The sequence below is a fragment of the Vibrio floridensis genome, assembly GCF_021852965.1.
GTDB lineage: Bacteria > Pseudomonadota > Gammaproteobacteria > Enterobacterales > Vibrionaceae > Vibrio > Vibrio floridensis.
Map to the genome: position 1 here is coordinate 66,318 of NZ_JAKGCY010000003.1, position 16,788 is coordinate 83,105.

13 protein-coding genes and 1 tRNA gene are annotated in these 16,788 nt (G+C 48.5%); 4 read left to right on the plus strand and 10 right to left on the minus strand.

What is annotated here, in order from left to right:
* Positions 1 to 75 precede the first annotated feature (75 nt).
* The 6 genes from LZU85_RS06625 to LZU85_RS06650 all read right to left on the minus strand — a co-directional run bounded on the left by LZU85_RS06625 (position 76) and on the right by LZU85_RS06650 (position 10,331).
* Positions 76 to 1,323, minus strand: coding sequence for an ABC transporter substrate-binding protein (locus LZU85_RS06625; protein ID WP_237286734.1), 1,248 nt, complete (start codon positions 1,321 to 1,323; stop codon positions 76 to 78).
* 119 nt (positions 1,324 to 1,442) lie between these two features.
* Positions 1,443 to 2,879, minus strand: a complete 1,437-nt coding sequence (locus tag LZU85_RS06630) for an ATP-binding protein (RefSeq protein ID WP_237286735.1) — start codon at positions 2,877 to 2,879, stop codon at positions 1,443 to 1,445.
* A gap of 11 nt (positions 2,880 to 2,890) precedes the next feature.
* Entirely contained in the window at positions 2,891 to 3,619 is a 729-nt protein-coding gene (locus tag LZU85_RS06635; protein ID WP_237286736.1) for a response regulator, read from the minus strand.
* 267 nt (positions 3,620 to 3,886) lie between these two features.
* On the minus strand, positions 3,887 to 5,359 hold the full coding sequence (locus LZU85_RS06640; protein WP_237286737.1) for a protein adenylyltransferase SelO: 1,473 nt from the start codon (positions 5,357 to 5,359) through the stop codon (positions 3,887 to 3,889).
* 77 nt (positions 5,360 to 5,436) lie between these two features.
* Positions 5,437 to 7,071, minus strand: a complete 1,635-nt coding sequence (locus LZU85_RS06645) for a methyl-accepting chemotaxis protein (RefSeq protein WP_237286738.1) — start codon at positions 7,069 to 7,071, stop codon at positions 5,437 to 5,439.
* Positions 7,072 to 7,304: 233 nt separating this feature from the next.
* Entirely contained in the window at positions 7,305 to 10,331 is a 3,027-nt protein-coding gene (locus LZU85_RS06650; RefSeq protein ID WP_237286739.1) for a M6 family metalloprotease domain-containing protein, read from the minus strand.
* A gap of 416 nt (positions 10,332 to 10,747) precedes the next feature.
* Here LZU85_RS06650 and LZU85_RS06655 point away from each other — a divergent pair.
* A tRNA-Pro gene (locus LZU85_RS06655) sits at positions 10,748 to 10,824 on the plus strand.
* 237 nt (positions 10,825 to 11,061) lie between these two features.
* Here LZU85_RS06655 and LZU85_RS06660 read toward each other — a convergent pair.
* The 4 genes from LZU85_RS06660 to LZU85_RS06675 all read right to left on the minus strand — a co-directional run bounded on the left by LZU85_RS06660 (position 11,062) and on the right by LZU85_RS06675 (position 14,780).
* A complete protein-coding gene (locus tag LZU85_RS06660; protein WP_237286740.1) occupies positions 11,062 to 12,261 on the minus strand; it encodes a NupC/NupG family nucleoside CNT transporter in 1,200 nt (399 codons plus the stop codon).
* Positions 12,262 to 12,485: 224 nt separating this feature from the next.
* Positions 12,486 to 13,430, minus strand: a complete 945-nt coding sequence (locus tag LZU85_RS06665; RefSeq protein ID WP_237286741.1) for a LysR family transcriptional regulator — start codon at positions 13,428 to 13,430, stop codon at positions 12,486 to 12,488.
* A gap of 45 nt (positions 13,431 to 13,475) precedes the next feature.
* Positions 13,476 to 14,447, minus strand: a complete 972-nt coding sequence (locus LZU85_RS06670; RefSeq protein WP_237286742.1) for a lytic murein transglycosylase — start codon at positions 14,445 to 14,447, stop codon at positions 13,476 to 13,478.
* A 51-nt stretch (positions 14,448 to 14,498) separates the two neighbouring features.
* Positions 14,499 to 14,780: a YcgL domain-containing protein gene (locus tag LZU85_RS06675; RefSeq protein WP_176297478.1), complete on the minus strand. Its 282-nt coding sequence runs from the start codon at positions 14,778 to 14,780 to the stop codon at positions 14,499 to 14,501.
* A 175-nt stretch (positions 14,781 to 14,955) separates the two neighbouring features.
* Here LZU85_RS06675 and minC point away from each other — a divergent pair, with 175 nt between their 5' ends.
* Genes minC through minE form a run of 3 tightly spaced genes read left to right on the plus strand, consistent with a single transcriptional unit; the run spans position 14,956 to position 16,720 of the window.
* Complete coding sequence (gene minC / locus LZU85_RS06680) at positions 14,956 to 15,618, plus strand: septum site-determining protein MinC (protein ID WP_176297477.1); 663 nt, start codon at positions 14,956 to 14,958, stop codon at positions 15,616 to 15,618.
* Between the two features lie 23 nt (positions 15,619 to 15,641).
* Positions 15,642 to 16,454 carry a septum site-determining protein MinD gene (gene minD / locus LZU85_RS06685; protein WP_176297476.1) on the plus strand — a complete coding sequence of 271 codons (813 nt, stop codon included), beginning with the start codon at positions 15,642 to 15,644 and terminating at the stop codon, positions 16,452 to 16,454.
* A gap of 2 nt (positions 16,455 to 16,456) precedes the next feature.
* Positions 16,457 to 16,720 carry a cell division topological specificity factor MinE gene (minE, locus tag LZU85_RS06690; protein ID WP_017420993.1) on the plus strand — a complete coding sequence of 88 codons (264 nt, stop codon included), beginning with the start codon at positions 16,457 to 16,459 and terminating at the stop codon, positions 16,718 to 16,720.
* Positions 16,721 to 16,788 lie beyond the last annotated feature (68 nt).

Below are 16,788 nucleotides of genomic sequence, written 5' to 3' on the forward strand. Positions count from 1 at the left end.
ACCGAGCAAACGCTCAGAGTGAGAAGATCAGCTGAGATAGGCAGACAGGCAAAGCGCACCTGCCCGCCTAGGGGGTTAGATCGCTGCTTTCACGGCTTTCGCCAGTTTCTGTGCAGCTTCTTTTGGATCCGCCTTGCTGTCGTTAAAGAAGTTGGTCACCACATCGTAGATCGCACCTTGTGCGTAACTGGTGGTAGAGAGGCCATGCGCCATACTTGGCACGAGATCACCCGACGTCGCGCTGGCTTTGAAGGTCGCCATCGAGTCAAGCGCACATTGATCAAACTTACTCATGTCCATGTCCAAGCGAACTGGAATCGAGCCTTTATTGAGGTTGAACACTTCTTGGAACTCTTTGGTCAAGATGGTGCGAGCCAAATCTTGCTGGGCTTTTTGATTGGCTTTGTCGCTCAGTTCAAAGAAAGCAAAGCTGTCGATGTTGAAGGTAAACTGGCCAGCCGTTCCCGGCGCTGGGGCACAAATGTAGTCTTTGCCCGGTACTTTGCCCGCGGCGCTAAACTCACCTTTTGCCCAGTCACCCATGATTTGCATCGCCGCTTCACCATTGATGACCATGGAGGTCGCCACGTTCCAATCACGTCCCGGAGCGTTGCTGTCGATGTAGTCGCGCATTTTTTTGAACTTAGTGAACACTTCCACCATCTTGTCACCAGACAAGACGTTCATGTCCAGATCGACAAACGCTTTGTTGTAATCTTCGCTGCCTAACACATCCAGTGCCACCGCTTCAAACACGGTCGCGTCTTGCCAAGGTTGGCCACCGTGAGCAAGAGGAATAAAGCCCGCCGCTTTGATTTTGTCCGCAGCGACAAAGAACTCATCCAAGGTGGTTGGTAAGCTCACGCCCGATTTTTTCAATACATCAGGGTTTGCCCATAGCCAGTTAACACGGTGAACGTTGACAGGCACAGCCACGTATTCACCATCAAATTTCATCACCTTAGTGACAACGGAAGGCAAGATGCCATCCCAGTTTTCTTGTTTCGCTGTCGCATCGAGAGAAGTGAGGAAACCTAACCCACCCCATTCCTGAATATCGTGTCCTTTAATTTGAGCCGCAGACGGCGGGTTGCCTGAAACCGCACGGGTTTTCAGTACCGTCATGGCAGATTCGCCACCACCGCCGGCAACCGCAAAATCTTTCCAAGTGTGACCTTGCTGTTCAAGCATTTGTTTGAGCACGGCAGCGGATTTCGCCTCGCCACCTGCCGTCCACCAGTGCAGCACTTCTACTTCGCCTGCTTGTGCAAAAGAGGCAGCAGAAATAAGAGAGAGGGTAAGTAGGGTTTTCTTCATTTTCATTGTTATCTTCCATGTATCGGATTAGACAGATCAGGTCATGCCTGATATTGAGCAGTCTATCCATAACTGGAGATAAGCATTGCAACAAACCGTAACCACAAAGTAACACCTTTGTTACATTACACTTCCAGCCCTTTAGGAATCAGCACTTGCGCACGTAAACCACCCTGCGGCAGATTGCTAATAATGAGATCTCCACCATGTCCGTGTAAGATGTTTCGGCAGATACCTAAGCCTAATCCATGCCCTTCACTGTCCTTTGCTAAGCGGAAATAGGGTTCAAACACGGCCTCTAATTGCGCTTCCGCAATTCCCGGTCCTTGGTCATCAATGGTGACGTAAATCCACTCGTCACTGTGTTCGAGTGTCACCACCGCTTGTTCACCATATTTCACCGCGTTGTCGATCAAATTGGTGAGCACTCGCTTTATCGCCAGAGGCTTGGCCACCATAGGCTCCATGATGATGGGACGAAAATGGACCTTAGTATCGTGCTGATTATAGGTATCAATCACATGCTCGATCATCGCGTTGAGATCGATGTAGTCGTTGTTCTCATGCAAATCGGTATCGCGCACACACTGCAGCGCCCCTTTGACCATCATCTCCAAATCATCGAGATCGCGATTGAACTTGCTGCGCTTGGTGTCATCTTCGAGCAACTCGGCTCGGATGCGCAAACGGGTGATCGGCGTTTTGAGATCGTGAGAAATGGCGGAAAAAAGATGCTCTCGGTCTGCCACGTAACGACGAATACGCTGCTGCATGCGATTAAACGCACGCGTGGCTGTCACCAGCTCACTCGCCCCTTCTTCTTGCAACGGTGGCTGCTCGATATTGATGCTCATTTCATTGGCCGCCTTGGCTAAGCGCTTGAGCGGCTTCACCTGGCGACGGATCATGGTGTAAGTCAACACTAACAATAGCGTGGTTGAGAAGAAGAGAAACAAGATCTGCTCACGCCCTAAAATAGTGTCATCTAAGGTCAAATAAGGTGCGGGAAGCAGCGCGGCAATGTAGATCCACTCGTGACTTTCTAACTCAATTTGCACCACCAACACGGGGGGATTGATCGGCTCCAAAGTAAGCGTGTGGTGCGCCCACGATTTGGGTAGGTCATGCAGATAGATGTCGTCTTTCAGCAAACGTAAATTTTGCGGATGCGAGAAGTCAACGGAGATTGAGGCAACCTTGGTGAGTTTTTGCTGCAGCACGCTTTCGACAGCCAGCACCGAAGCCAGTTTTAACGGTGTATCGGCAATCGGCTCAACAGTCAGCTTCTGTTTATTGAAAGAGACGAAAAAGCGCGTGCCACCCATATTGCGGATCTGATCCAGCACGATATGACGATAACGCACGGGTAAGGATTGGAAAAAGGTCACCGTCGAGGCAAACATGCCCGCCATGCTTTCCGACGCCGAGCGAATACCTTGCAGCTCTTTCTGTTTGGACTCGCTATACCAGATAGCGGTGGCGATCCCTTGAGCTATCACCACCGCGAGCAAGGTAAGCAACAGCGTTCTGGCAACCAAGGAGTTGGGGCGAAACCTCTTCATCTCCAATCACCTCAATGTTCGTAGCTAACAGGCACCGATAAAATATAGCCATTACCGCGCATGGTTTTGATGTAGTGTGGGTAGCGCGCACTGTCGCCCAAGCGTTGACGCAAACGTGATAGTTGAACATCAATACCGCGCTCAAAAGGCAACGACTCACGCCCCTTAGTGGCATAAGAAATGGTGTCACGATCGAGGATTTCATCGGGATGGGTCAAAAACAGCATCAGCAAAGCGAAATCACTGCCTGACAATTCGTGTTGTTGACCATTTTCTTGATGAACAATACGGTGTGCTAACGTATCCAAACGCCAATCACCAAAAACAATCTGCTTTGGCAGCGTGTCACTTGGCTTCTCCTGTGTGACGTGCACGCGGCGTAAAACCGCTTTTATGCGCGCCACCAAATGGCGTGGGTTAAAGGGCTTGGCAATGTAATCATCGGCACCGATCTCCAAACCGATGATTTGGTCTGTCTCTTCCGAGACCGCCGTGAGCATGATGATCGGCACAGTCGATTCACGGCGCATAAATTGGCATAGGCTGAAGCCGTCTTCACCGGGAAGCATGATGTCGAGCAGGACTAATTCTGGATAGCCGTTTTCTGCAAGGTAGTGCTTTAACTGATGCCCATCCGCCACCGTCGCCACTTGGTATCCGTTGCGGCTCAAATACTCATGCAGCAGTTCGCGAATTTCGCTATCGTCGTCCACCACTAAAATTCGAGTTACATCCTGCATCTGAGCTTATCCAAAAAATTACAACTTATTTACATAGTGTATCGATTTCAACGCGAACCACTGACGAAAGTTTTAATAATTTTTGAAGCTGATCTGGAGCTAGCTCACAACTTATACCCAAACAACTTGAAGTTGCAGGTAGGCGGCAAATGAGTGAATCCCCATGAGCATAGATACGCTATGTGATTGGGCCGGGCTGGCGTGCCAGTGAACGAATGCAGCCAACACCGCTGCAGCTTCAAGTAGGAAGGGTATAGCAGGCATAACTTAAGAAGAGCAACTGATGACCATCTTCTTACCCCATTCTGGAGGAAGGTGAGCATACGCTTCCATTTCGGCTTGCTCGTCATAGGGATTTTTCAGCAGCTTGGCTAGGGTATGCACCTCCGAAAAATCGCCCTGCTGCGCTTTGTCGATCGCCTGTTGCGCCAGATAATTGCGCAAAATGTACTTAGGATTGACGGCGCGCATTTGCTCACAACGTTGCTGGGCGGATTTCGCCTCTCCAGAGGCGGTTTGCTCCAGCGCCACCCGTTCAAGGTAACGGCTTAGCCAACCATGCGCGGCGTCTCGGTCAATAAACAGGTCGATCACCGTTTGTGCATCCTCCCTATCGAGTTGAGAAAGGGTACGAAAGAAGCGCGTGTAGTCGGTGTGATTCTCCGCCAACAAAGCAAACATGGCATTAAATAGCTCGCTGTCGCCCTCTTGCTGGCTAAGCAAACCGAGCTTTTGCCTCATCAATTGACTAAACACCTTACCGAGTGTCGGTTCGTACTGAGCCAAGGCCAGTTCCAAGTCGTCACGGTCAATTAAGGGTGATAAGGCATGCGCCAGTGCAGAGAGATTCCACAGTGCCACACGAGGCTGTTGGTCAAACGCGTAACGGCCTTGATAATCGGAATGGTTACAGATGTAACCTGGCTCGTAATCATCGAGAAAACCGAACGGACCGTAATCGAAGGTTTGACCCAAAATCGACATGTTGTCGGTGTTCATCACCCCATGAGCAAACCCCACCGCCTGCCACTGGGCAATCATGGTCGCTGTGCGCGCCACCACTTGTTCAAACATCGCCAAATACGGTTTGTCGTGTGCGGTGCACTCAGGCATGTACCATTCGATGACATTGTCAGCGAGAAGGCGCAACTCATCATATTGTTCGGTATAGAAAAAATGCTCGAAATGACCAAAGCGGATGTGCGTTTGGGCAAGACGAATCAAACAAGCGCCCTGCTCGACTTGCTCACGATAGACGGGCGTGTCGCTCACCGTCATGCCCAACGCGCGCGTTGTCTCGATGCCAAGAGCGGCCATCGCTTCGCTGCAGAGGTATTCACGAATTGTTGAGCGCAGCACCGCTCGGCCATCTCCCATGCGAGAAAAAGGTGTCAGCCCTGCGCCTTTAAGATGAATATCGAACCACTGCCCTTGCTGGTTTTGCATTTCGCCCAGCAGTAAGCCTCTCCCATCGCCTAAATCTGGGTTGTAAACTCCAAACTGATGGCCGGCGTATTTCATCGCTAAAGGCTTGAAGGAAGAAAACGGCTCCGCACCGGAGAAAACAGCGAGCAATTGAGGATCGTCAGCGTTCTTGGGTAACGCAAACCCTTGGGCAAGCTCACCATTCCAAATGACCCAACGGCTATTGTCGAGCGGTTGAGGGATCACCAAACGATAAAATACCGTGGGGAGTTGAGCGTAGCGTTGAGCAAATTTCACCGACGACCAAAGAGACATAGCGCATTCTTCCTGATGAGTTTTTCGCTACGCTACCACAGACTTCTCTCAACAAACACCGAGAGAAATCAGGGGCTCTAAACTTTGAACTGCGCGACCAAGTCGTCCAATGTTTCGCACTGCCCTGCCAACGATAGACAAGCATTTTCTGCACTGCTGACCATTTCCACCATGTGATGACTGTTTTCCAAAATGTGCATTACATTGTTGTTAACCTCATCGCTGACACTGGTTTGCTCGCTGGCGGCGGTCGCAATTTGCGAGTTCATTTGGCTCATCAACGAAATCGAACTGATGATTTCTGCCAGCGAATCACTGGCTTTACCTGCATTATCAATCGTATCGTGGCCCCGCTCTTTACTCGCTTGCATCACCGCAACCGCTTCTCGCGCACCGTGTTGCAGTTTTTCGATCATCGATTGAATTTCACCCGTGCTTTCTTGAGTACGGCTAGCGAGCGAACGCACTTCATCGGCCACCACGGCAAAGCCACGACCTTGTTCCCCCGCACGAGCCGCTTCTATGGCTGCATTGAGCGCCAGCAGATTGGTTTGATCGGCAATGCCTCGAATCACATCAAGAATAGAGGCAATGTTCGCTACATCGAGATCCAGGTTGTGAATGACTTGGCTCGCGTTATCCACTTCCCCGGCAAGACTTTGAATAGAGCTAACGGTGGTCTTCAAAATGGCGTTGGTGTTGTCCGCTTCGCTGTTGGCTTTATGACTGGCCGACGCCGCTTCATTGGCATTCTCGGCAACCGACTGGCTGGTCATCTGCATTTCGTTAACCGCAGTGGCCACCATCTCACTTTCTTGCTGCTGCTGGCCTGAGAACTCGGCCACCGTTTGCGTCAGCGTTTTGATGTTCTCCATTTCAGCGCGCACCGCGTTGGAGGAAATAATCACCTGCTCGACTGTGGAGTGGATCCGAGAAACAAATTGATTAAATGCGCCTGCCAGTAGTCCGAGTTCGTCGTCACTGGTCGCCACCATGCGTTTTGAGAGATCGCCATCCCCTGACGCGATTTCCGCCATGGCGTGACTAATGCCTTCTATGGGTTTAAGAATTAATTGCTTGGCCATGACGAAAGAGAGCAGCACCAATGCGATGGAGATAACCGCCCCAGCTTCAATCACATACACACTGTAATCAATCGAACGTTCAACCTCTTCTCTTAGTTGCCCTTGCACTTGCTCGATTAAGCTGCGAATGGAAACCAGTTGCTGGCGCAATACGGCAAATTGCTGCTCAAACTGGCGACGGTTATCTTGGTAGTAACCCGCCGCATTTTTTGGCTGGGCAAACATCGGCTCATAAAGCGCTAACCACGCTTTTGCGGCACTCGTTAGATTCGTCAGTTGCTGACGCTCCGATTCTGGCAACAAACCGGCATTAAACAGCTCTCGGACTTTGCCAACTCTCGGTTCGACGTTGTAGGCATTATCTTTAAACTCACCAATGTGATAATCCACCTCGCTTTGTGACTGCGCCAGTAATATTCCTTGAGCCGCTGTGATCACTTGGTAAATGTCTCGATAACCATCTTCTAAGCTATCCATCACCGGCTGCACTTGAGTATTGAGCATTGAATTAAGCTCAGCTTGTTTATTGGCTTGCAGCACATTGATCAGTGTCGTCGCAACGATCACCAATGTCAGTAAGCCAATCGGCAGCATCAGCTTCTGTTTAATTGAGAGTCGATTGAACATAAATGGCCTTATTCATCGCTGATTGTTCGCCCATTCTCAATGACACTCTAGCGCCTTGGCTGGAGGTTTTGAGAACAAGGCTTACTTGGGGTATGAATTAACTATAGAGCAAAATCAGCCTGTTGCTTGGCGTGGTTTGATCCCGCTTTCTTGGATAGATTTTGCTGTTGGCCATCAAGATGCACATAAAAAAGCGCACTCTAGGTGCGCTCAAAAGTAGAGAGGACATAGCGTTACGCTTTGCTTTTTCGGCGTCTACAACCAAATAACCAAGTCATTAACACAAGCGCCCAAATATTCACGCCACCACCTGACGAACCACTACCACTGCTTGATGATGAGGCCGCACTTGGCACAGGTGTGACGGTGACGACCAGCTGCGCCTGCGCCGTTTTGCCTTCTGTATCCGTTATGACGTAATTGATCACCACCTCAGTCTCTCTCTCAACGTGGCTAGGTGCTTGGTAACGGATCTGATTATCAAACAACGCTACGCTGCCAATACTCGGTTGTGACAATGATGATATTTGCAATACTTGATCATCGTGATCACTATCGTTTGCCAGTGGTGTAGCATCAATACTCGTTCCGGCTTTGACTGAGAGAAAGTCATCGCGAGCGATAGGGGGAGAATTTTCCACCACCAAACGGACATGACTCATATGGCTTAGACCACTCGGATCGTTGGCTTGCAATGCAAACATCAACACGTCACCCATTTTTACGCTTTCTGGGAGTGTGAACCGGAGACTCACTGTATCACTTCGTTGCAAACTGATCGCAGGGCCAAAGGTTTTACGCCATTGATAAACCAGTGGGTCACCATCGGGATCCTGAGTTGCCGAACCGTCTAGTACTACGGCATCCCCTGGAAGCAATGAGGTTGCTTGAACGGAAACTTGAACTTGAGGAGCGGCATTCGGCCCCACAACATTGACGGTCACATTACCCACTTTCGATACCGTTCGACCATCAAGAGTGCGAAGTTGGTAGGTAAATGGGTCCGCACCAACAAAATGAGGCTTCGCAGTATAAAGCAAGCCATCCAGTGTGCCGTATTTCGGCGCGCTAACAATATCAATGCTCAGATTGCCGAGCAGTGCCGCATCGATGACATCATTGCTGATTAGAGGCAACTGTAACTGACCGTTTTTGTTTACCTCGAGAATGTCATCAATCGGTAATAACAGCCCACTGAAATCTTGATCCAGCAATGCAGCAAAAGGAATCACCAGATGAGGGGGCAGTTTCGCCATGCCGTCACTGTTACTGGTTTGAGCGTTGCCGAGCCAAGTGGTATCACGCTCTTGTGGCTCCATATTTCGCAACTCACTAAACAGGTAGTTTTGCTCTAGCTCGGCATTCTTGAGTTCAACAACCAAGGTATATGCTCCAGCGTCCATCTTGGCTGGTGTATCGAACAAGATACGTTCATTGCCAACACGATGAATCGAGCCTTGTGCCAAAACTTTGCGCTCCGATGGATTCAACTTCAATGCAGCAAAATTGGCATTTGAAGCAGGATAACTCGCAATGACATAATCGACGGGTTGGAGAACATTAAGCTTTTGATAATAGAGTTGCACCCCCTCTAAAAGCGAATCAGAGGCGAGCACGAGCGAGAATGCCGCACTGTCTTTGTCGCTTTCGCTAAAGACATAGGAACGACGTAGACTGGTCAACCATGCAGACTCTCCCCCCTCAACCGGAAGGCTCAATAAAAAGGAAGCGGAATCGGGAGAACTCACAATATCATCTAGACGGATGTTTGTCTCAAAGCCAGTCACCGATGTTAGCGAAGGGGACGAGGTATCGCTGATTTGACTATTTTGACTAAGGCCTGGGTAGAGATCCCCAAAGTCAGTCCACCCACCCGTTTCAAGCTCACTTAAGCCATCCGCCTGCATAATTTGCACTTGCATCGGACCACGGTCATTGAACGCATTATTGATATTGACCGAAGTCACCAACACGCCTTCCGCTTCAAGCGCTCGATCATAGTCCACTTTTCGGCGATTCTCGACATACAAACGGGGGCCAAACTGTTGTAAATAGGGGTCGAGATTGACAATCGCTGCTTGCTGATTAGCCACCACCACTTGGCTATCTGAACTTTTGAGTATCTTTGGATCAATAAAGCCAGCCGCATGTCGACTCCAAGCACTCATATTGACTGGGGTATCACCCGCGTGAAGATCACCTTCCTTCTTCGTCCACGAGCCCCCGCCCATGACTCCCCAAGAACCAACCGAACCTTTGTGCTCATAAGAATAGAGATCCGGCAACCCTAACATTAGGTGGCCAAGCTCATGCACAATCACTCCCAACGTAGACTGGTTGTTGACTTGAAAGTCGGCAAATAAACAGTAAGCGGAAATACCCTTTCCATCGACAACCATGGTGTCGTGAGAAAACATATGCGGCCAAATAGCGGGCTTGTTCAGCACACCAGTAGAACGATCGCCACCTGCAAAAACAAACATCACCGACAGCTCTGTGGGATCGATCGTGCCATTCCCATTGAGATCATAAGGTGCAAAGTCAACAAACTTGTTCACTTCACGATACGCTTCGCTAAAGACCGCGTTCAAACGACTGGTACAGAGCGAGCCATTGTGACAATTGGGGTGCGGCTGCAAAACAGCAACATCAATCACCCCATCATTGACTGTACCAGACGTTTCTTCAGCGGGTACTACACGATATTGACCAAACGAGTTTTTATCGTAGTAATCCACCACACTTTGGTTAACTTGGCTAAAAACCAAATCGGTAAAATCGTGCTCCATCTGAATGTCACTGAATGACACTTGCACCACCAACAAGGGTTGTTTGAACGGTGTAGCTTGAGAGGTAAAAGCAGCGCGTGACGCATAGTTGCTACGCGGCATAGAGCGAGTACGTTCAATCACAGGCAACGAACCGAACTTTGCCCTACTTTGAGGAACGAGTAAGGCAGAACGATCTTGGGCAACGCTTGGGGCAAAAGAGTTGGCGAACTTCTCTTCGCCACTGGACATCAAGTAGGGTTCAATACCATCATTTTTTATCTCAGCAAAAAACCATCGTTCTTGCTGCTCAATCAGTGCATTTCCTTGTTCGTCTTCATACCAATGAAAGTCCGCGCTCCCGGTTAAACGAACCTTAGTGACGGAACCGTCACTCAAAACCACATCATGCCAAAACGGCGCAGGTGGCACTATCGCAAAGGATGCACTTGAAAGCAGCATCGCAACGGTTGCAGTCAGCCATTTTTTCATGGTCAATCTTAACTCCTTTTAAGATTTTGTTCGGATTAGTCATTCAACTCAGACTCGCCAATCTAGTTAGTCACACCGATAAAGCAATTCAATTCTATAAAATACGTGAATCATTCCCCAAAACCACGTTCCTTCAGTTAATTGAAACGTAATAAAATGTAATTACAGAAAAATGTCATTGATATATAAGAAAAAACTAACTTACTCTTTCTTGTGGTATATACGCTTGGCCGAGTGATTGACGCAAGATCTACGACTAAATTCGGGCCAAAACACCATGATGGGGCGGTTTCACGATGACAGCCCAAAAATCACCGTATAAAAAACACACAAACCGCTCAATCTGCAATCAAGGTTTTATTGTTGATAAACAAAGTGTTGACGAGTCACCTCCTTACCATTACAGTAACTGCCATCGGACTGTAGCGCAGCTTGGTAGCGCACCGTCATGGGGTGTCGGGGGTCGGAGGTTCAAATCCTCTCAGTCCGACCATACACCTAAAAAAAGAGAGCTTCGGCTCTCTTTTTTGCTATTTGGCGCAACAACGTGCCACTTGTTCCCCCATCGGTTTGAAAACGACGAAATCGCCAAAAAGAAAAAGGCAGAGAAAATCCTCTGCCTTTTTCTTATTTATCAAAACGATAGCGAATAAAAACAAATAATGACAGTACGATGCTTCACTTTGTCCAGAAGCGCGTAAGCATCGACTGCCATCTGTTTTCTTATCGCTTACAGGCTTAAAATCACGCCCGCAATCGATGCGCTCATCAAGTTCGCCAAGACACCTGCGGTAATTGCACGGAAGCCGTATTTCGAGATGAACGAGCGTTTTTCAGGCACCAAGCTACCCAAACCACCGATCAACATCGCCATTGTGGAAATGTTAGCAAAACCACACAAAGCAAAAGTCACGATCGCTTGCGAGTGTGCACTCAGATCTTGTTTCACTTGCATGAGCTGAATAAACGCGACGAATTCGTTCACCACAATTTTATTGCCGATCAGAGAACCCGCGGTAATGGCTTCATGCCATGGAATACCCAACAACCAAGCGACTGGCGCAAATAGATAGCCCAAAATCAACTCAAAGCTAAGAGAGATGCCAAACCCACTGCCGACCCAACCCAACAGGCCATTCAGCAGTGCAATCACGCTGACAAACGCCAGTAAGGTTGCCCCTACCGCTACCGCGATACGCAAGCCCGACATCGCACCGTCTGCCATCGCTTCCACCACGTTGGTCGCTTTTGGCATCTCAACGTTTTCCATCTGCACATCTTCCGCCTGAGCTTCAGTTTCAGGCATCAAAATTTTGGCCATCAAAAGACCAGCAGGTGCCGACATAAATGCCGCAGCAATCAGGTAGTTCAGTTCGACCCCCAAAGAGGCGTAACCGACTAAGGTACCGCCTGCTACCGAAGCAAGGCCACAGGTCATGACGGCAAAGAATTGCGAGTCACTCATGTGCTTTAAGTAAGGTTTCACCACCAACGGAGCTTCAATCATGCCAACGAAGATGTTGGCGGTTGCAGAAAGCGATTCAGCACGGCCAGTCCCTAACAACTTTTGTAGGGCGCCACCAATCAAGTTGATTACTTTCGGCATCAATCCAACATGGTAAAGGCCTGAGATCAAGGCAGAGAAGAAGATGATGATGCCAAGAACGTTAATCGCGAAAGTAAAACCGCCGGTTGCCAAACCGCCGAACAGAAAAGCGATACCTTCCTGCCCATAGTTAATCAAATTGGAAACCGCGCCCGTCACGCCATTTAGCGCATTTTTACCCGCAGGCACATACAGTACCAACAACGCAAAGGCCACTTGCAATGCAAACGCCAATCCCACCGTTTTAAGACGGATATTTTTTCTATTGGTAGAAAGCAGCCAAGCAAAAAGCAAAATGGCTACGACACCCAAGAGTGAGTTCATAGTGATTATTTCCAGAGAGGGGGAACAAGGAAGGCGCGGATTGTATTACCAGTGTCGTAAGATGCAAGTCGAGAATGTTAACAAGGTGGTTCATTAGAAAAACGCAATAAAACCACAAGACTTAACTTATTGAATAAAAACAAGATAAACGTTTGCTTTGTTTTATTGTTTCCATATGGAAAATATGTTTCTGGAAATAGAAAATATTTGTGACTCAAATCACTCTAATCAGGGAGGCTGACATAGGGCTCCAGCTGTTTGTCCCAATGACACGGCGTACCGATTTTTTGTTTAATGAAATCGATGACAGCAGAGGTTTTTTTCGGCATATGCTGGCGGCTAGGATACACCGCATAAAATGGCATTTCCTGATTCGCGCGCCAATCTGGCAACAGTTGAATCAGTTTCCCAGTTCTAAACTCATCACCAAGCAAGTAGGTCGCCAGATAGCCAATCCCCCACCCTGAGATCGCCGCATCCCGAACCGCCTCAGCCAGATCGACCGAATAATTACCCGATACCTTAACGCTAAGGTGCTCCCCTTGGCGACGAAACGCCCAACTGGTGTAGTCACGCTCCCAGCTTCGGTAAATCAGGCAGTTGTGATTGGCGAGATCGTTAGGCTCTTTCGGTGCATCATGCTGCAACAAATAGTCCGGAGACGCCGCGACAACGAACTGACAATCCGCTAAACGCTGAGCAATGTAGCCTTCTGGTAAATGCTCATGGTTGGTGATCCACAAGTCTAACCCTTCTTGCAGCATGTCGACTTTGTAATCAAACAAGTGCATTTCCACTTGCAGTAGCGGGTATTTCTGGCGCAGTTCATCAATGGCAGGGAGAATATGCAAAGTACCAAAGGATTGCGACAAGCCAATTCGTACTAAACCGGCAATTTCATCGCGCTGGCTCTCCATTTCATATTGCGCATTGTTCACCGCCTGCACCACTTGCTGGCAATGGTGATAGAAGGCCAATCCTGCTTCAGTCGGTGTAAAGCTGCGCGTGGTGCGTTGGATCAACTTGATCCCCAACGATGCTTCGAGTTGTGCCAGTTGCTTACTGACATGAGAAACCGACACCGCTAAGCTCTTAGCGGCAGAAGTGAAGTTTTGATGTTTGACGAGGGCGGCAAAAACCACCATTTGTGCTGCGCGTTCAGATAACATGTTTATCGCTGTTGGCTTGTGGCTAACACCACAAGCCGAATTGAATTAATTTTTGATGCGGTCAGCCAAATGACTCACTGCCAGTGCAAAGTAATGCGAGCGATTCCACTTCATCAACACATTGTAGTTGTTGTAGACCAGATAAGCGCGGCCATTCTCATCATCAGGCATCACTAACCAAGCTTTAATGTCTTCGTTTAGCTTAGGTAATGAGCGTCCATTGATGCTGGTAATACCCAGTTTTTTCCATTCCTGCAGGTATTTGCCTTTCGCCTCTTCTCGCCCTTCTAGCTCAAGATCAAACCCTTTCGGCACGCGCACTTGGCGACCCCAAGTGTATTTGTCATCCCAACCAGATTGGCTGAGGTAACTGGCAGTTGAAGCAAACACATCGGCTTTGGTATTCCAGATGTCTTTCTTGCCATCACCGTTGCCGTCTGCTGCATAGGCAAGGAAAGAGCTTGGCATAAACTGACACTGCCCCATCGCACCTGCCCAAGAGCCTTTGAAGTTTTCAAACTCAATATGCCCTTGGTCTAAGATTTTCAGCGCAGCCATGGTTTCTGCACGAAAGAAAGCTTCACGACGCCCTTCATAGGCCATGGTTGATAAAGCATCGACCACAGGGAAATTGCCGGTGAACTTACCAAAGTTACTTTCGACGCCCCACAACGCAACAATAAAGCGCGCTTGTACACCATAGCGATCCGCAATCTGGCTCAATTCAACGTAATGCTTTTCATAGAGATCTTTGGCTTGTTTCACTTTCCAATCCGGCACCGCACGAGGAAGATATTCATCCAGCGTTTGCTTTTTCTCCGGTTGATTGCGATCGGCTTTTACCGCTCGTGGTTTAAATTGCACATCGCGAAAGGCTTGCTCTATGGTTTGAGCCGAAATGCCTTCTTCCGCCGCTTGGGCTTTTAAACGCTCAAGATACTGCTCAAAACTTTCGGTGTTCGCCCACGCCGATGAACAAAGTCCGATGCTGAGTATCGCGGTTACCAATTTTTTCAAATAGCCCTCCTTGAGCAATCGAGCTGGCCTACTTCCCAAGGCGTTTAAGCCTTAGTCTTCTTTCTGCTGCGCTTTACGCTCTTTATGTTGTTGTAAGAGATTTTCTGGCGGAGGTGGCAGTTGCAAGAAAAAGCCCTCGTTGTTGAGCGATTCTTTTACTTTTTCAATGTTCACTAATGCCAAACTACGCCCTTCAAGATTCACCGTCATCACATGAGAAGGCTTACCGAACATCTGCATTAATGTGTCAGGAACCTGTGAAAAATTATCTTTTTTTGGAATATAAAGATATGTGCCTTCTTTCTTAGAACTTTTATAGATAGAACAAAGCATGACAAGCCTTTTGTGCTGATTTTCGCGTTTGACGCGCGAAATTTAATTTAAACCTAATTTTTTAGACAAAATCACTTATTTGACAGCAAGAGAACTTGCTGCGTATTGGGATGAAATATAACATGACAGCCTTAGTAAAAGACAACGCTCTTTCAACAAAGGCAAGAAGTATCTAATGTCTCACTCTCCAGACCTAAAAGGTAGCAGCTTTACGTTATCGGTTCTGCACCTTTGCAACAACTCGGTCGACACGGCTATCGAATTCGTCCAAGAAAAAGTTGAGCAAGCGCCCGCTTTTTTCGCGGCTGCGCCTGTAGTGATCAATATCGCCAACGTTAAAGGCGACCTCGATTTCGTCGCGCTCAAGCAAGGTATTTCCGAAGCCGGATTCATTCCCGTTGGCATTACTGGAGCTAAAGATAAACGCACGCAGAATCTTGCGTCAGAGGCCGGGTTTGCCATCATGTCGGCCAGCAAATCCCCCGCTCAGGCGCCAGCGAAAATCACACCGACAAAAATCATTCGCACCCCGATTCGCTCTGGTCAGCAAATCTACGCCAAAGATGGTGATTTGGTGATCCTAAACCACGTCAGCGCGGGAGCCGAAGTGATTGCTGACGGTTCAATCCATATTCATGGCACCTTGCGAGGTCGTGCAATTGCTGGTGCAAGTGGCCAAAAAGAAGCTCGTATTATTTGCCAAGATTTGCAGGCCGAGTTGATCTCAATTGCCGGCAACTATTGGCTCAGTGACCAAATTGAACGCCAATTTTGGCAGCAAAAAGTGATGTTGAGCTTGGTGGACGATACGCTCCATCTTGAAGCGCTCACTCAGTAAAGAATTAAAAAGGAAATCACACAATGGCACGCATTATTGTTGTTACTTCGGGTAAAGGTGGGGTTGGCAAAACCACGTCCAGCGCCGCGATTGCTTCAGGCCTTGCGCTGAAAGGAAAAAAGACAGCGGTTATCGATTTTGATATCGGCCTACGTAACCTAGATTTGATCATGGGTTGTGAGCGTCGTGTGGTCTATGACTTTGTTAACGTGATTAATGGCGAAGCAACCCTGAATCAGGCGATGATCAAAGACAAACGCGTCGATAACCTATTCATTCTTCCTGCATCACAGACCCGTGACAAAGATGCGCTCACCAAAGAAGGGGTCAAACGTGTGTTGGACGAACTCGATACTATGGGGTTTGACTTTGTTATCTGCGATTCACCGGCGGGTATCGAGCAAGGAGCGTTAATGGCGCTATACTTTGCAGATGAAGCGATTGTCACCACCAACCCAGAAGTCTCTTCTGTGCGAGATTCAGACCGTATCTTGGGAATTTTGGATTCGAAATCTCTGCGTGCAGAACAAGGGCTTGAGCCGGTCAAGCAACATCTTTTGTTGACCCGTTATAATCCTGCTCGCGTGAATCTTGGCGAAATGCTGAGCGTTGAAGATGTCGAGGAAATTCTGCACATTTCACTACTCGGTGTGATTCCTGAGAGCCAAGCGGTACTGAATGCCTCGAACAAAGGCGTGCCCGTGATTTTTGATGAAAACACCGATGCAGGCATGGCCTATTCAGACACGGTTGAGCGCCTACTGGGTAATCAAGTGGATTTTCGTTTCCTTACTGAGGAGAAGAAAGGACTGTTTAAACGACTGTTTGGAGGCTAGATATGTCACTGCTTGAGTTTTTCCGCCCACAAAAAAAGACCTCTGCAAGCCTCGCTAAAGAGCGTTTGCAGATCATCGTCGCAGAGCGCCGCAGCCAAAATGACCCCGCGCCATCTTATTTGCCGCAGTTGAAAGAAGACATTCTTAAGGTGATCAGCAAATACGTTGCGATTGATCCTTCGATGGTCGATCTCACCTTTGAACATAAAGACGATGATATTTCCGTCTTGGAATTGAATGTGAAACTGCCAGACGAAGAGAAATAGCGCTTCATCCATCGGATAGAAAAACAGACGGCTTAGACCGTCTGTTTTTATTTATCCATACAGCAAAT

Bases quoted from the DNA above. Each gene is read 5' to 3' on its own strand.
- LZU85_RS06665 (WP_237286741.1), bottom strand. From the start codon at position 13,430: ATGTTATCTGAACGCGCAGCACAAATGGTGGTTTTTGCCGCCCTCGTC.
- LZU85_RS06675 (WP_176297478.1), bottom strand. From the start codon at position 14,780: ATGCTTTGTTCTATCTATAAAAGTTCTAAGAAAGAAGGCACATATCTT.
- LZU85_RS06625 (WP_237286734.1), bottom strand. From the start codon at position 1,323: ATGAAAATGAAGAAAACCCTACTTACCCTCTCTCTTATTTCTGCTGCC.
- minC (WP_176297477.1), top strand. From the start codon at position 14,956: ATGTCTCACTCTCCAGACCTAAAAGGTAGCAGCTTTACGTTATCGGTT.
- LZU85_RS06660 (WP_237286740.1), bottom strand. From the start codon at position 12,261: ATGAACTCACTCTTGGGTGTCGTAGCCATTTTGCTTTTTGCTTGGCTG.
- LZU85_RS06635 (WP_237286736.1), bottom strand. From the start codon at position 3,619: ATGCAGGATGTAACTCGAATTTTAGTGGTGGACGACGATAGCGAAATT.
- minE (WP_017420993.1), top strand. From the start codon at position 16,457: ATGTCACTGCTTGAGTTTTTCCGCCCACAAAAAAAGACCTCTGCAAGC.
- LZU85_RS06630 (WP_237286735.1), bottom strand. From the start codon at position 2,879: ATGAAGAGGTTTCGCCCCAACTCCTTGGTTGCCAGAACGCTGTTGCTT.
- LZU85_RS06650 (WP_237286739.1), bottom strand. From the start codon at position 10,331: ATGAAAAAATGGCTGACTGCAACCGTTGCGATGCTGCTTTCAAGTGCA.
- LZU85_RS06640 (WP_237286737.1), bottom strand. From the start codon at position 5,359: ATGTCTCTTTGGTCGTCGGTGAAATTTGCTCAACGCTACGCTCAACTC.
- minD (WP_176297476.1), top strand. From the start codon at position 15,642: ATGGCACGCATTATTGTTGTTACTTCGGGTAAAGGTGGGGTTGGCAAA.
- LZU85_RS06645 (WP_237286738.1), bottom strand. From the start codon at position 7,071: ATGTTCAATCGACTCTCAATTAAACAGAAGCTGATGCTGCCGATTGGC.